At 58.9% G+C, this 13,223-nt stretch carries 14 protein-coding genes; 8 read left to right on the forward strand and 6 right to left on the reverse strand.

Annotation, left to right across the window (positions count from 1 at the left end; all coding sequences use genetic code 11):
* Positions 1 to 13 precede the first annotated feature (13 nt).
* From ACR0FE_RS04945 to coxB, 4 genes are all read right to left on the reverse strand, one after another.
* Positions 14 to 589, reverse strand: a complete 576-nt coding sequence (locus tag ACR0FE_RS04945) for a cytochrome c oxidase assembly protein (RefSeq protein WP_170619417.1) — start codon at positions 587 to 589, stop codon at positions 14 to 16.
* Positions 589 to 750 carry a hypothetical protein gene (locus ACR0FE_RS04950; protein ID WP_170807768.1) on the reverse strand — a complete coding sequence of 54 codons (162 nt, stop codon included), beginning with the start codon at positions 748 to 750 and terminating at the stop codon, positions 589 to 591. Before ACR0FE_RS04950 ends, ACR0FE_RS04945 begins: the two co-directional genes overlap by 1 nt.
* Positions 747 to 1,703 (reverse strand): heme o synthase, encoded by a 957-nt coding sequence (gene cyoE, locus ACR0FE_RS04955; protein WP_170807767.1) that lies wholly within the window; start codon positions 1,701 to 1,703, stop codon positions 747 to 749. The genes ACR0FE_RS04950 and cyoE overlap by 4 nt, the downstream gene beginning before the upstream one ends.
* Positions 1,704 to 1,787: 84 nt before the next feature.
* Positions 1,788 to 2,699 carry a cytochrome c oxidase subunit II gene (gene coxB, locus ACR0FE_RS04960; RefSeq protein WP_480812672.1) on the reverse strand — a complete coding sequence of 304 codons (912 nt, stop codon included), beginning with the start codon at positions 2,697 to 2,699 and terminating at the stop codon, positions 1,788 to 1,790.
* 176 nt (positions 2,700 to 2,875) lie between these two features.
* Between coxB and tldD the strand changes: the two genes are divergently transcribed.
* From tldD to ACR0FE_RS04985, 5 genes are all read left to right on the forward strand, one after another.
* On the forward strand, positions 2,876 to 4,297 hold the full coding sequence (gene tldD, locus ACR0FE_RS04965; RefSeq protein WP_480911471.1) for a metalloprotease TldD: 1,422 nt from the start codon (positions 2,876 to 2,878) through the stop codon (positions 4,295 to 4,297).
* Between the two features lie 240 nt (positions 4,298 to 4,537).
* The gene (dprA, locus tag ACR0FE_RS04970; protein ID WP_170825134.1) at positions 4,538 to 5,680 is read left to right on the forward strand and encodes a DNA-processing protein DprA; all 1,143 of its coding nucleotides are present in this window, start codon (positions 4,538 to 4,540) and stop codon (positions 5,678 to 5,680) included.
* Positions 5,681 to 5,852: 172 nt separating this feature from the next.
* The gene (topA, locus tag ACR0FE_RS04975; RefSeq protein ID WP_480911472.1) at positions 5,853 to 8,474 is read left to right on the forward strand and encodes a type I DNA topoisomerase; all 2,622 of its coding nucleotides are present in this window, start codon (positions 5,853 to 5,855) and stop codon (positions 8,472 to 8,474) included.
* Between the two features lie 102 nt (positions 8,475 to 8,576).
* The gene (locus tag ACR0FE_RS04980) at positions 8,577 to 9,281 is read left to right on the forward strand and encodes a CoA transferase subunit A (protein ID WP_170613262.1); all 705 of its coding nucleotides are present in this window, start codon (positions 8,577 to 8,579) and stop codon (positions 9,279 to 9,281) included.
* Positions 9,281 to 9,907, forward strand: coding sequence for a 3-oxoacid CoA-transferase subunit B (locus ACR0FE_RS04985; protein WP_170613264.1), 627 nt, complete (start codon positions 9,281 to 9,283; stop codon positions 9,905 to 9,907). The genes ACR0FE_RS04980 and ACR0FE_RS04985 overlap by 1 nt, the downstream gene beginning before the upstream one ends.
* 41 nt (positions 9,908 to 9,948) lie before the next feature.
* Here the strand turns inward: ACR0FE_RS04985 and ACR0FE_RS04990 are convergent, their stop codons facing one another.
* On the reverse strand, positions 9,949 to 10,815 hold the full coding sequence (locus ACR0FE_RS04990) for a lytic transglycosylase domain-containing protein (protein WP_170678126.1): 867 nt from the start codon (positions 10,813 to 10,815) through the stop codon (positions 9,949 to 9,951).
* Between the two features lie 350 nt (positions 10,816 to 11,165).
* Between ACR0FE_RS04990 and ACR0FE_RS04995 the strand changes: the two genes are divergently transcribed.
* The gene (locus tag ACR0FE_RS04995) at positions 11,166 to 11,399 is read left to right on the forward strand and encodes a hypothetical protein (RefSeq protein WP_170678128.1); all 234 of its coding nucleotides are present in this window, start codon (positions 11,166 to 11,168) and stop codon (positions 11,397 to 11,399) included.
* Positions 11,400 to 11,470: 71 nt separating this feature from the next.
* Here ACR0FE_RS04995 and ACR0FE_RS05000 read toward each other — a convergent pair whose 3' ends face one another.
* Positions 11,471 to 11,716, reverse strand: a complete 246-nt coding sequence (locus tag ACR0FE_RS05000) for a hypothetical protein (protein ID WP_480911475.1) — start codon at positions 11,714 to 11,716, stop codon at positions 11,471 to 11,473.
* Between ACR0FE_RS05000 and ACR0FE_RS05005 the strand changes: the two genes are divergently transcribed.
* Positions 11,703 to 11,942: a hypothetical protein gene (locus tag ACR0FE_RS05005; RefSeq protein ID WP_170678132.1), complete on the forward strand. Its 240-nt coding sequence runs from the start codon at positions 11,703 to 11,705 to the stop codon at positions 11,940 to 11,942. The genes ACR0FE_RS05000 and ACR0FE_RS05005 overlap by 14 nt on opposite strands.
* A 251-nt stretch (positions 11,943 to 12,193) precedes the next feature.
* A complete protein-coding gene (gene cpaB, locus ACR0FE_RS05010) occupies positions 12,194 to 13,075 on the forward strand; it encodes a Flp pilus assembly protein CpaB (RefSeq protein ID WP_480911477.1) in 882 nt (293 codons plus the stop codon).
* Positions 13,076 to 13,223: the final 148 nt, after the last annotated feature.

Genomic DNA, 13,223 nt, shown 5'->3' on the forward strand with positions numbered 1-13,223 from the left:
TCACCTTAAGGCGTTAGTTCGTATTTGTGTCTGCCTGCACGTCAAGGGCAGCATAGCCCTCGGGCAGGTCGATTTCGTAGAATGTATACGACAGAGTGATCGTATGAACATACTGTGCTTCGGGGTCTTCGACGATTTCGGGGTCGACAAAGAAGGTTACGGGCATCTCGACCCGCTCACCCGGCTGCAATACCTGCTCGTCAAAGCAGAAGCAGGCGATCTTCTGGAAATACCCGCCTGCCGAATACGGCGTCACGTTATAGGACGCCTGCCCGGCAATGGGTTTGTCGGTCGGATTGTAGGCCTCGTAAAAGGCCAGCCCGGTTTCCCCGATGCGGACCTTCATCTCGCGTTCGACGGGCTTGAACTCCCACGGCATGCCCTTGGCCTTGGAGCCGTCGAAACGGATCGTGACCATGCGGTCGAGAATGTCATCAGGGGCTTGCTGAGCGACGCCGGTGGTGCCACCAAATCCTGTAACCCTGCAGAACCAGTTGTAAAACGGCACCGCAGCCCAGGCCAGACCGCCCATCAGGACGACCACACCGACCAGTTGCACAACCGTTTTTTGAGGACCCGACATCGCCATCAGTTCTGCACCTCGACAGCGGGACCCGTGAAGGAACTGCTGGAAACCTTGGCGATGGTCAGGCCGAAGATGATCACGATGAAAGCAGCCAGGGTCAGCCCCACGCCAAGATTACGGCTGAAACGGCGCTGATGCAGCTCGTGGCTTTTGCGCAGGCTCATGACCAGCCTCCCAGCCCATAGGGCTTCAGCAGCGCTTCCACGAGAATGGCGCCGAAATGCAGGAACAGATACAGCAGTGACAGTTTGAAGAAGCCACGCTCGACCTTGAAATTGTCCGCCTCGGCATCGTCTTCGCTGCGGCGGGAAATCCGCCATGCGCCGCGCAGGAACAGCGCATTCAGAACAAGGGCGACGGTCAGATAGACCGGGCCGCCAATGCCCGAGAAGGCCGTGCCAACCGCTAGAATGGCCAGCAGCGCAGTATAGATCAGGATATGCACACGGGTCGCGCGTCGCCCATGAGTGACCGTCAGCATCGGAACACCGGCATCGTCGTAATCCGTGCGCATGAACAATGCCAGCGCCCAGAAATGCGGCGGCGTCCACATGAAGGTCAGAGCGAACATCAGCCACGGCTCAAGCGTCATGGAGCCTGTGGCGGCAACCCAGCCGATCACCGGCGGGAACGCTCCGGCCGCGCCGCCGATCACGATGTTCTGCGGCGTCAGGCGCTTCAGCCACATCGTGTAGATCACGACATAGAAAAAGATGGTAAAGGCCAGAAACGCACCGGCAAAGATGTTCGTAGCCAGCGCCAGCATGATGACTGACATGCCCGACAACGCTAGGCCTAGCGCCATCGCCTCGCCCGGTTCAACCTTGCCGGACGGGATGGGACGACCCTTGGTGCGCTTCATCACCTTGTCGATATCCGCATCCCACCACATGTTCAGCGCGCCGGACGCACCGCCACCGATGGCAATGAACAGAATGGCGCAAAAACCGACCACGGGATTCACGGAAACCGGAGCCGCCAGCAGACCGACCAGCGCGGTGAACACGACCAGAGACATCACACGCGGCTTCAGTAGGGCGAAATAATCGCCAAAGCTGGCCTCGTCCGCGTATCCCTTCGCGGTCACGGTGCTGGCATTGAAGCTTGCGTCGCTCATTTCCGGTCCTTTGTGGGCGAAAGCTGCGCGATTAACGCGCAGCCTGCATGTTGTTTCAGGCGGGGCCAGCCCGCCCTGTCGCGTTTACTTGGCAGCAATCTGATAGGATTGCGGCAGGCCTGCGTATTCGTCGATCGCACTCTTCAGCCATTCATCATAGGCTTCCTGGCTGACGACCTTGACGGTGATCGGCATATAGGCGTGGTCTTTGCCACACAGTTCCGAACACTGGCCGAAATAGATGCCTTCCTTGTCGGCCTCGAACCACAGCTCGGCCAGACGACCGGGTACACCGTCCTGCTTCACGCCGAAGGACGGGATCGTCCACGAGTGGATCACATCGGATGCGGTCACCTGCATGACGACGACCTTGTTCACCGGCACGACAACCGCAGTGTCGGTGGCCAACAGCCATTCATCGTCGCTGTATCCGGAATCGGCCAGCTTGGCGCGCATCGCGTCGTCCAAAACAAACGGCGTCACGTCAGCGTCAGCTGGGCGGGCACCTTCGTCCAGGGTGGCCGGGTGGCCCAGCAGGTAGCTGTCGAACGCAAAGTCGTGATCGACGTATTCATAGGTCCAGTACCACTGGTTGCCGACAACCTTGATCACCACGTCGCCTTCGGGAATCTCCTGCTGCTTGAACAGAACCGGCAACGAGAAGGCGCCAATGAAGACCAGAATCAGGATCGGGCCAAGCGTCCAGGCGATCTCGACCGGGGTGTAGTGAGAGAAACCGGCTGGCTTCGGGTTAACGCGCTGATTGTAGCGCACGATGCAATAAAGCAGCAGGCCACCAACCAGCAAACAAACGGCGGTGATGATGACCAGAATCATCCCATCCAGATCCCGAATCCCTTCGGCCAGGCTGGTGGCGGGGGGCTGGAAACCCATGCCACCATCGACCGGCTTGCCGATAATCTCAAGCTCCTGAGCCATGGCGGGAAGGCTGGAGAGGGCTGTCATAAACCCCGAAAGCATCAAAGCATTCTTCATTTTCTGTCCTGATCGTTTGATCTTTGCGTCCCTGGCGAAAAGGTGTGAATCGGCCACACCTCTCCCGTTGTCTTTGGCCGCGTTAAAAACCATATTCCTGCGGGTAGATAAAGCAAAATGCTTGCGTCAAACAGACGCTATTTTTGATCTGGATCAAACCGGAAAGGTCCCAAGCCATGTCAAACGACCCGTTTCGCCCCTTTGAAACCGCAATTCCGCATGATGAAGCGCTTGCGGTGCTGCAATCGGCAACGGCGGGCGCCGAGGATGGCGAGCTGTTCGTGGAACGCCGTAAATCCGAATCTCTGGTCTTTGATGACGGTCGACTGCGGACCGCGTCTTATGATGCGTCCGAAGGGTTCGGACTGCGGGCCGTGCAGGGTGAAGTTGCCGGATATGCGCATTCCACGGACGTATCGATCCCCGCACTGAAACGGGCAGCCCAGACCGCGCGGCTGGCGGTCGGGGATGGCGGTGGCACGCTGGCCGAGGCACCGCGGGCGACCAACAAGCGGCTTTACACAGATGAGGATCCGATCGAAACCGCCAGCTTTCCGGTCAAAATCGAGACGCTGCGCGAGATTGATGCGTTTTCCCGCGATCTCGACCCCCGGGTGGTTCAGGTCAGCGCAACCATCGCAGCGGCAGTACAGGAGGTTGAGATTCTGCGCCCTGATGGCGTTCTGGTGCGCGACGTGCGCCCGATGACCCGTCTGAACATCTCGGTCATCGTGGAGCAGAACGGACGCCGCGAAAGCGGTTCGGCAGGCGGCGGTGGCCGTGTCGGTCTGGATGGGCTGATCGATCCGGCGGACTGGCAGGACAAGGCGCGCGAGGCATTGCGCATCGCTCTGGTCAACCTGGACGCAGTCCCTGCCCCGGCCGGTGTGATGGAAGTGGCCCTCGGCCCCGGCTGGCCCGGTATCCTGCTGCACGAGGCGATTGGGCACGGGCTTGAAGGGGATTTCAATCGCAAGGGCAGTTCAGCCTTTGCCGGGCTGATGGGGCAACCGATCGCGTCCAGGGGTGTGACTGTCGTCGATGACGGCACCATCGCGGACCGGCGTGGCTCGATCACGGTGGACGACGAAGGCACGCCCAGTTCCCGCACGGTTCTGATCGAAGACGGAATACTGACGGGGTATATGCAGGACCGCCAGAACGCACGGCTGATGAATGTTGCGCCCACCGGCAACGGGCGGCGGCAAAGCTATGCGCACAAGCCTATGCCACGCATGACCAACACGATCATGCTGGGAGGCGATGCGGACCCTGCGGCCCTGGTTGCGGACATCAAGGACGGTATCTGGGCCGTAGGCTTTGGCGGTGGCCAAGTGGATATCACCAACGGCAAGTTTGTTTTCTCCTGCACCGAGGCGTATCGGGTCGAGAACGGCAAGATCGGTGCACCGGTCAAGGGCGCGACGCTGATCGGGGATGGCCCTTCCGCTCTGAAGCGCATTCGCGGGCTCGGCAATGACATGGAGCTGGACCCGGGCATGGGAACCTGCGGCAAGGACGGGCAATGGGTGCCTGTGGGGGTCGGCCAACCAACCGTTCTGATGGATGGCCTGACCGTGGGCGGATCGGCCGCCTGAGCGGGAATCAATTGGAGACTCAAGGGCGCAGGGTTAACACTGCGCCTGATTTTTTGACTTCTGCATTGGAATGACCGCAAACTGCGCAAGGAAAGCTATCGCGGTTTTTCTTTTTACTTTCCATTGGTTATCCTGCAATCAAATCACACCACCTGTGCAAATAGCATCTAATTTTCAACGATTCACAGGCTGTTAACCCCGCATCCCGTAAACCAGTTCTGCAATCAGGCGGAGCAACGGATGACTGAAGAGCAGCTTTCTTCCTATCACCCCCCACTCCCACCCACCACGGAAGAGGACCGGTTTTCCTGGCTCCGTCTGTTGCGCTCACGCAAGGTTGGCCCGGCAACATTCCGGCGACTGTTGCGCGAACATGGCTCGGCGCAGAATGCGCTGGCCGCGTTGCCGGAAATGGCACGCGCCGCCGGGATCGAAGACTATGAAATATGCCCACCCGGCGTGATTGAGGCGGAGCTCAGGGCTGCAAAAGCCGCAAAAGCGCGGCTTCTGTGCCTTGGGGCCGCTGACTTCCCCGCTTCCCTGTCGACCCTGTCTGACGCACCCCCGATGCTGTGGGCCATCGGTGACATCAGCGTACTGGCAAAACCGGCAATTGCTTTGGTCGGCGCGCGCAACTGCTCGTCCCTCGGGGGGCGCATGGCCCGGAACCTGGCGAAAGAGCTTGGGGCGTGCGGTTATACGGTCGTCTCAGGCATGGCGCGCGGCATCGACACATCCGCGCACATCGCGTCGCTGGACACCGGAACGGTGGCTGTTCTGGCAGGCGGGGTCGACGTTGTTTATCCGGCGGAAAATACCGATCTTGCGAACGATATTGCACGCAAGGGCCTGCGATTGTCCGAACAGCCGATGGGGGTGACGCCGCAGGCACGGCATTTCCCGCGGCGCAACCGCATCATCTCGGGCCTCGCGCAGGCGGTTGTGGTGGTCGAGGCGGCGGCAAAATCCGGCAGTCTGATCACGGCGCGGGACGCGCTGGATCAGGGGCGCGAGGTTCTGGCCGTACCCGGCCACCCGTTCGATGCCCGCGCCGCCGGGTGCAACCTGCTGATCCGCGATGGCGCAACGCTGGTCCGTTCCGCGCAAGACGTGATTGACGCGCTGCCGCCGCAACAATCTGTGGCAGAGGCGCCGGAACTTCCGCTAAGCCTTCAACCTTCGTCTGACGCCCCTGCAATGCCAGAGGCGTCAGTCTTGCAGGCCGAAATTCTGGCGCGGCTGGGTCCTTCGCCAGTGGCCGAAGACCAGTTGATCCGGGACATTGCCGCCTCGGCCGAGGCCATCGCCCCGGCCTTGCTGGATCTGGAACTGGACGGACGAATCCAGCGGCAGGCGGGCGGCCTGCTTTCGCGAGTAGCCTGATCACCGGCTTTTGCTTGGCCCCGTCTGTTTGAAGAAATTTGGTCCGGCCAGAGCCCTGAAATTGCGGGAAAAACTGGATGCGGCAAGGTACGCATTGACAATTCGATCTTGCCGCACACATTTTGCACCGCCATACAAAGCGCAAAGCCTGTCGAGCAAGGATTCATCTTAAATGCCTGTAGTTGTTGTAGAATCTCCGGCCAAAGCAAAAACGATCAACAAATATCTGGGCCCCGACTACACCGTTCTGGCCTCGTACGGCCATGTACGCGACTTGCCGCCGAAGGATGGATCGGTTGATCCAGAGCATGAATTCTCGATGAAATGGGAAGTCGGCAATGACAGCCGCAAGCACGTCAAGGCCATCGCCGACGCACTTAAGGACGACAATGCGCTGATCCTGGCCACTGACCCCGATCGCGAGGGCGAAGCAATCAGCTGGCACCTGCAGGAAGCGCTGACCAAGCGGCGCTCGATCAAGAAAGACACACCGGTCAGCCGGGTTACATTCAACGCCATCACCAAAGAGGCTGTGACGCAGGCGATGCAGAACCCGCGTCAGGTGGACATGCCGCTGGTCGAGGCTTATCTGGCCCGCCGTGCGCTGGATTACCTGGTGGGGTTCAACCTGTCACCCGTTCTGTGGCGCAAGCTGCCCGGCGCGCGGTCGGCTGGCCGGGTGCAGTCGGTCTGTCTGCGGTTGATCGTCGAGCGCGAGATGGAGATCGAGGCGTTCAAGCCGGTCGAATACTGGTCGGTGCGGGCCTTGTTCGAAACGCCCCGCGGCCAGACCTACGAGGCCCGGCTGGTCACGCTGGCCGGAAAAAAGCTGGACAAGCACGATCTGACCAATTCGACACAGGCCGAATTGGCAGTTCAGGCCATCACCAGCCGCGCGTTGAGCGTGACATCAGTCGAGGCCAAGCCTGCCGCCCGCAACCCAAGCGCGCCGTTCATGACATCCACGCTGCAGCAGGAGGCCAGCCGCAAGTTCGGCATGGGAGCCCGCCACGCGATGCAGGTGGCGCAGCGGCTGTATGAGGCGGGTTACATTACTTATATGCGGACTGACGGCATCGACATGGCGCCCGAAGCTGCGACTGCCACCCGCGACGCCATCGCCGACCGATATGGCGCGGACTACGTGCCAGACAGCCCGCGCATGTATAAGAACAAGGCCAAGAACGCTCAGGAAGCGCATGAATGTATCCGCCCGACGGATATGACCCGCGATGCCAAGGCGCTGAAGGTCACGGATGAGGATCAGCGCAAGCTTTATGATCTGATCTGGAAACGTACAATCGCCTGCCAGATGGCTGCCGCCCGGCTGGAGCGGACCACGGTCGAGATTGGCAGCGCCGACGGTCAGGTCGGTCTGCGCGCCACCGGGCAGGTGGTTTTGTTCGACGGGTTCATGCGCGTCTATGAAGAGGGCCGCGATGACGTCACGGATGACGACGAAAAACGCCTGCCTCAGATCATGAAGGGGGACCCTGCCCCGTTTGCCAAGACCTCATTGCGGGATCAGCACACAAAGGCCACGAACGATGACAAGGCCGCCATCCTGTCCGAGAATGAAGCCGTTCTGGCCCTGCAACATCACACCCAACCGCCCCCGCGTTACACCGAGGCCACTTTGGTCAAACGGATGGAGGAATTGGGGATCGGTCGCCCTTCGACCTATGCCTCGATCGTGACGACGATCCAGGACCGGGAATATGTGCGCAAGGACAAAAACCGGCTGATCCCTGAAGAAAAGGGCCGCATCGTCACCATCTTCCTGCTGAATTTCTTCCGACAATACGTGGGCTATGAGTTCACCGCCAATCTGGAAGAACAGCTGGACGACGTCAGCGCCGGGGATCGCGACTACAAGGATCTGTTGGGCAAGTTCTGGCGCGAGTTTTCGGCTGCAATCGGCGAGACCTCGGATCTGCGCATTTCGGAAGTGCTGGACAAGCTGGACGAAGCGCTGGCGCCGCAGCTTTATCCGCCGCGCGAAGACGGGTCGGATCCGCGGATCTGCCCGAAATGCGGCGTGGGGCAATTGCACCTGAAGACGTCGCGCACCGGCGGGTTCGTCGGGTGCGGCAACTACCCGGAATGCACGTATACCCGCCCGATCGCCGGTGAAGGCGCGGAAGGCGACGAACGTCTTCTGGGCGAGGACACGGGTGATGAGATCTGGCTGAAGTCCGGCCGCTTTGGTCCTTATGTCCAGCGTGGCGAGCCGACGCCGGAGAACAAGAAACCCCCCCGTGCGTCGCTGCCGCGTGGCTGGAGCAAGGATGACATGGATCTGGACAAGGCGCTTACCCTTCTCAGCCTGCCCCGCCAGATCGGCGAACACCCCGAAGGTGGAATGATCAGCGCGAATTTCGGTCGCTTCGGGCCTTACCTGATGCATCAACTGGCCGATGAAGCCAAACCGGTTTACGCCAACCTCAAAGATCCCAATGACGTGTTCGAGATCGGGATGAACCGGGCCGTTGAACTGCTGGCCGAAAAACGGGCCAACCCCGGTCGGGGCCGTAGTGCGGCAGCCAAACCGCTGAAGGAACTGGGCGAGCATCCCGATGGCGGCGCGATGCAGGTTCTGGACGGGCGCTACGGGCCGTATGTGAAATGGGAGAAAGTCAACGCGACCATTCCCAAGGACGTAAAACCCGAAGACGTGACGCAGGAAATGGCCGTTGAACTGATCAACGAGCGCGCGGCCAAGAAGGGCACCAAGAAAAAAGCGGCGCCAAAGAAAAAGGCCGCTGCCAATAAGACAGCCAAGAAGGCGGGCTGAGACGGGGCTAGGTAGAAATACCATTGCCCTCTGGTTTCATTGACTTCCCCGTGACGTGGCGGCACAACCTGCCGCATCACCATGTCATTGGGGGAGTTTTCCATGAAGAAAATCTATGCCAATGCCACTGAAGCGCTCGATGGGGTGCTGTCGGATGGCATGCTGATTGCAGCGGGCGGTTTCGGCCTGTGCGGTATTCCCGAACTGCTGCTTGAGGCGATCCGGGAATCGGGCGCCAAGGATCTGACTTTTGCCAGCAACAACGCCGGGGTCGACGATTTCGGTATCGGCATCCTGCTGCAGACGAAGCAGGTCAAAAAGATGATCAGCTCGTATGTCGGTGAAAACGCCGAATTCATGCGCCAGTATCTGAGCGGCGAGTTGGAGCTGGAATTTAACCCGCAAGGCACTCTGGCCGAACGTATGCGCGCAGGCGGCGCGGGCATCCCCGGCTTTTACACCAAGACCGGCGTGGGCACCGTGATTGCCGACGGCAAGGAACACAAGGACTTCAATGGCGAGACCTACATCATGGAGGAAGGCATTTTTGCCGATCTCGCCATCGTCAAAGCCTGGAAGGCCGATGACACCGGCAACCTGATTTTCCGCAAGACTGCACGCAACTTCAATGTACCTGCCGCGACCTGCGGCAAGATCTGCATCGCCGAAGTTGAAGAGATCGTGCCGCGCGGCTCGCTCGACCCGGATGGGATCCATCTGCCCGGCATCTACGTGCACCGCATCATTCAGGGGAGCCACGAAAAGCGCATCGAACAGCGCACCACCCGCAAGAAGGAGGACGCATAATGCCCTGGGACCGCAATCAGATGGCCGCTCGCGCGGCGGAAGAGCTGGAAGACGGCATGTATGTGAACCTCGGCATCGGCATTCCGACGCTGGTGGCAAACTATGTGGGGGACAAGGACATCACTCTGCAATCCGAGAACGGCATGCTGGGCATGGGTCCATTCCCGTTCGAGGGTGAAGAAGACCCCGACCTGATCAACGCGGGCAAGCAGACGATCACCGAACTGTCCCGCACGTCCTACTTCGACAGCGCCACGTCCTTTGCCATGATCCGGGGCGGCAAGATCGCTGCGGCGATTCTGGGTGCCATGGAAGTGGACGAAAAGGGCGATCTGGCCAACTGGATGATCCCCGGCAAGCTGGTCAAGGGTATGGGCGGCGCGATGGATCTGGTCGCCGGCGTCGGTCGTGTGATCGTGGTCATGGATCACACCAACAAACATGGCGATTCAAAAGTGCTTAAGGAATGCACCTTGCCGCTGACAGGTAAGGGCGTCGTTGATCGCATCATCACCAATCTGGGCGTGCTGGATGTGGTTGAAGGCGGCCTGAAGATTGTCGAACTGGCCGACGGTGTCAGTGAAGACGATATGCGGGCCTCGACCCAAGCCACGATCGTCGGCTGATTGACCTGATATTGAATGGCCCGCCGACTCGCGGGCCATTTTCAGTTTAGCGTCTGAAATACGCAGCCATCCGAGATCAGTTCCGGCGGGGTCGAGCACAACGCGCGCGCCACCTGAAACGCCGCAAGCACTTTTGGCACGTAATCGCGGGTTTCCGCATAAGGCGGCACACCACTGTGTTTGCGAACGGCTCCTTCGCCCGCATTATATCCGGCCAGCACCAAAATCGGGTCGTTTTTGAATTCCCCCATCAGCCAGTTCAGGTATTTCACACCGCCCGCGATATTCTGCGAGGGCTGAAAACTGTCCTCAACACCGAACCTTTCGGCCGTGGCGGGCATCAGTTGCATCAGTCCTTGCGCACCGGCTGAACTGACAGCATCCGCCCGGCCGGCCGATTCCACGGAAATCACCGCAAGGACAAGCGCCGGGGAAACCTTGGTTCCCACTGTCGAGCGCAGAATGTCGATCCCCTGCAGCTGTGCGATATTTTGAAGGGTCTGCAAACGTGGTGAAGCAACATTTGTGGATGAAAGCGCATTGATCGCCATATCCAGCCGCCCTGCCCCAGCCTCAGCCAGTTCCGGCGAGATCTTGTCCCAGAAGGCTGTGTAGGAACCGACGGGCTTTTCTGGGCTGTTCGACCCCGGCAGGTTCTCGGGCGGAAGCGCGGTGCGCTTGACCACTTCAGGCGTTTCAAGCTCGGCCCCGGTGCTGGGGGCAAAAGGCTGGGATGCATGTTCTTCAGCCGTGATCTGAACGGTGATGCGCGGACGCGTTCCGGGCTTTGGCGCCTTGATCCTTTTATAGACGCCTCTCGGCTCGATATCGGCGGCGATCACCGGAACCGTGCCCGATATCAGAAATGCCGACACGCCGGCGCATGTGATTGCGTACCGGAGATTCATTTTTTGCCTGCCTCTTGTTTTCTTTTGATGAATTTGAACCTCGAATCCGGCCTCAAGGCCAGAAAAACAAAGCGAATTGGGGCAATTTCGCCTCATTTGGCGCAATTTTGCATCTCTTGCGAAGGTCAGCACCATCACTTTGAAAATTTTTTTTGTTATTTTTCAATGAGATGTCGAATTCGTCACCAAAAAGTTAAGAGGAGGCGCAAAAAAACTGTGTTTGGCCCAATTCCTGCCACGCACAAAGGTCAAACATATATCCATACCGAGACGGTCATGAGCGGACTGAGAGAGAAAGCTCTGAAAGACGCCAAGGTTAATTGACTTAGATCCTTTAGGAGGGACGTAACATGATCAAGTTCATCAGGAACTTCCGCAAAGACGAAGACGGCGCCGTAACAGTTGACTGGGTCGTTCTGACCGCAGCAGTCATCGGCCTGGGCACCGTGGCCTACCAGCAGATCGCCAACGGCGCACAGGGCATGGCAACCGACGTGAACGCCGCGCTGAGCAGCGCAACCATTAACACCGGCACCAGCGATGGTACCGTTTCAGGTGGTATCACCGGTTCGGGCACCAACTAAGCCAGACAATTCCCAGAACTGGAAACAGGCCGCGCCAACACTGGCGCGGCTTTTCTTTTGGAACCGTGAACTCAAGAACCGGCCAGGCAAGGCATCGGCGATTTGGCAACCGAGCGAAAATCAGGCGCGGTCACGGCCATGCGCACCTCAAAGAAATCCAAATACGTCATATTATTCAATGTTTTGCCCAATTCACGCCATTCCGGCAAAGCAAAACATAATGAGTGCATCAGCAAAGGTTGTACATGAACCGATTCTATTGGTCGGTTCTGCCCCGACCCTGCTTTACTGGAGTGACCCGCAATGATCAGGTTCACGAAAACCTTTATCACCTCTGAAGACGGTGCTGTCACCGTCGACTGGGTCGTTCTGACTGCCATAATCATTGCGCTTGCGACACTGATTTACTTCGGTATCCAGACAGCAACCATCAGCCTGAGCGGGAACACCAGCTCGGCGATGTCCAGCGCGACCATCAGTACCGGATCCAACAACGCGCCTGGCGGGATCGTTGTTTCAGGGACCGCGGGCGGCGGTAGCTGAGCTACTGTCTAAGGTTTCCAAGCATAGTTCAGCCAACTCTGGGCTCTTCAAGCTGGACGTTTGAAACGTAGCCCCCCTCGGGCCTGCGCTTGACCTGAGTGTGTTGCCAACTCGCCCTACAATCGTGGAACAGTGATAGAAATGTCTTCTTTGTCCTACATTTCGACACAATTCCCGTTTAGGAAATAAGCTGTTTCAAAGTTTCCCACTGGCCGAAATGACTCTGGCCATCGAAAATATGAGGTGCGCGCATGCGAGCTGTGTTTGGTCTTGTTCTGATCGTCGGGGTGGCTCTGGCCGGCGGCGCGGTTTACATGGCGCGCAACTATATCACCGCCTATCAGGATGCTCTCGCACGCGAGCGTTTGGCAGCCCAGGAAGCTTTGGCAAACGCGAACGTCAATGTAATTCCGACCGTCAGCGTCATCGTGTCCAACCGTTCGCTAAAGTATGGCGAACGCGTAAAGGAAGAAGATGTGCGTATCGTCGATTGGCCCGAAAACGCGATCCCCGAGGGCACATTCACGGAAATGACCGTCCTGTTCCCCGAGACCGGAGACAATGAGCGTTATGTCATGAGGGCCATGGAAAAAGACGAAGCGATCATGGAGGTCAAGATTACCCGGCCGGGCGAAGCCGCGGGTCTGACCTCGCGCCTGGAAAAAGGCAAGCGGGCCTTTGCCATCAGCGTTGATGTTGCGTCCGGCGTATCCGGATTTCTGCGCCCAGGAGACGACGTCGACATTATCTGGACCGGCTCGTTGCGGGGCACGGTCGAGGGTGCCAGCGGTGAACTCACACGTTTGATCCTTCCTAGTATCAGACTGGTTGCTATTGATCAGTCCGCAGGCTCGGACGTCACGGGCACAACGATTGCACGTACGGTCACGGTGGCCGTTACACCGGAACAGGCCATCTCGCTGGCCCAGGCTCAGAGTACCGGTCGCCTGTCCCTTGCCTTGGTTGGGGTCGAGGACGAGGCCATCACCGCGGCAATCGAAGTCGACCAGCGAAAACTGTTGGGTATTAAAGAGGCGGCGCCTGCTCCGAAAAAAGCCCAGGAAAGAGTGTGTACGATCCGGACTCGCCGCGGCGGAGAGATCGTCGAAACCCCAATTCCCTGCACAAACTGACGTTAAATCAGAGCGTTACGGACTTGAGTCGCGCAATCTGCGCGGCTCTTTCTATTTTGATTGTTGCCCATTCCCCACATAAGGAACAATCCAGAAACCATTGATTATTGCAATAAATTCTGAATTCGCGCAGTGTTTCGTATTAGAG

Source organism: Ruegeria sp. K7, assembly GCF_056531785.1.

Coding starts and splice junctions, on each gene's coding strand:
- ACR0FE_RS04945 (WP_170619417.1), bottom strand. CDS start 589: ATGGCGATGTCGGGTCCTCAAAAAACGGTTGTGCAACTGGTCGGTGTG.
- ACR0FE_RS04950 (WP_170807768.1), bottom strand. CDS start 750: ATGAGCCTGCGCAAAAGCCACGAGCTGCATCAGCGCCGTTTCAGCCGT.
- cyoE (WP_170807767.1), bottom strand. CDS start 1,703: ATGAGCGACGCAAGCTTCAATGCCAGCACCGTGACCGCGAAGGGATAC.
- coxB (WP_480812672.1), bottom strand. CDS start 2,699: ATGAAGAATGCTTTGATGCTTTCGGGGTTTATGACAGCCCTCTCCAGC.
- tldD (WP_480911471.1), top strand. CDS start 2,876: ATGTCAAACGACCCGTTTCGCCCCTTTGAAACCGCAATTCCGCATGAT.
- dprA (WP_170825134.1), top strand. CDS start 4,538: ATGACTGAAGAGCAGCTTTCTTCCTATCACCCCCCACTCCCACCCACC.
- topA (WP_480911472.1), top strand. CDS start 5,853: ATGCCTGTAGTTGTTGTAGAATCTCCGGCCAAAGCAAAAACGATCAAC.
- ACR0FE_RS04980 (WP_170613262.1), top strand. CDS start 8,577: ATGAAGAAAATCTATGCCAATGCCACTGAAGCGCTCGATGGGGTGCTG.
- ACR0FE_RS04985 (WP_170613264.1), top strand. CDS start 9,281: ATGCCCTGGGACCGCAATCAGATGGCCGCTCGCGCGGCGGAAGAGCTG.
- ACR0FE_RS04990 (WP_170678126.1), bottom strand. CDS start 10,815: ATGAATCTCCGGTACGCAATCACATGCGCCGGCGTGTCGGCATTTCTG.
- ACR0FE_RS04995 (WP_170678128.1), top strand. CDS start 11,166: ATGATCAAGTTCATCAGGAACTTCCGCAAAGACGAAGACGGCGCCGTA.
- ACR0FE_RS05005 (WP_170678132.1), top strand. CDS start 11,703: ATGATCAGGTTCACGAAAACCTTTATCACCTCTGAAGACGGTGCTGTC.
- cpaB (WP_480911477.1), top strand. CDS start 12,194: ATGCGAGCTGTGTTTGGTCTTGTTCTGATCGTCGGGGTGGCTCTGGCC.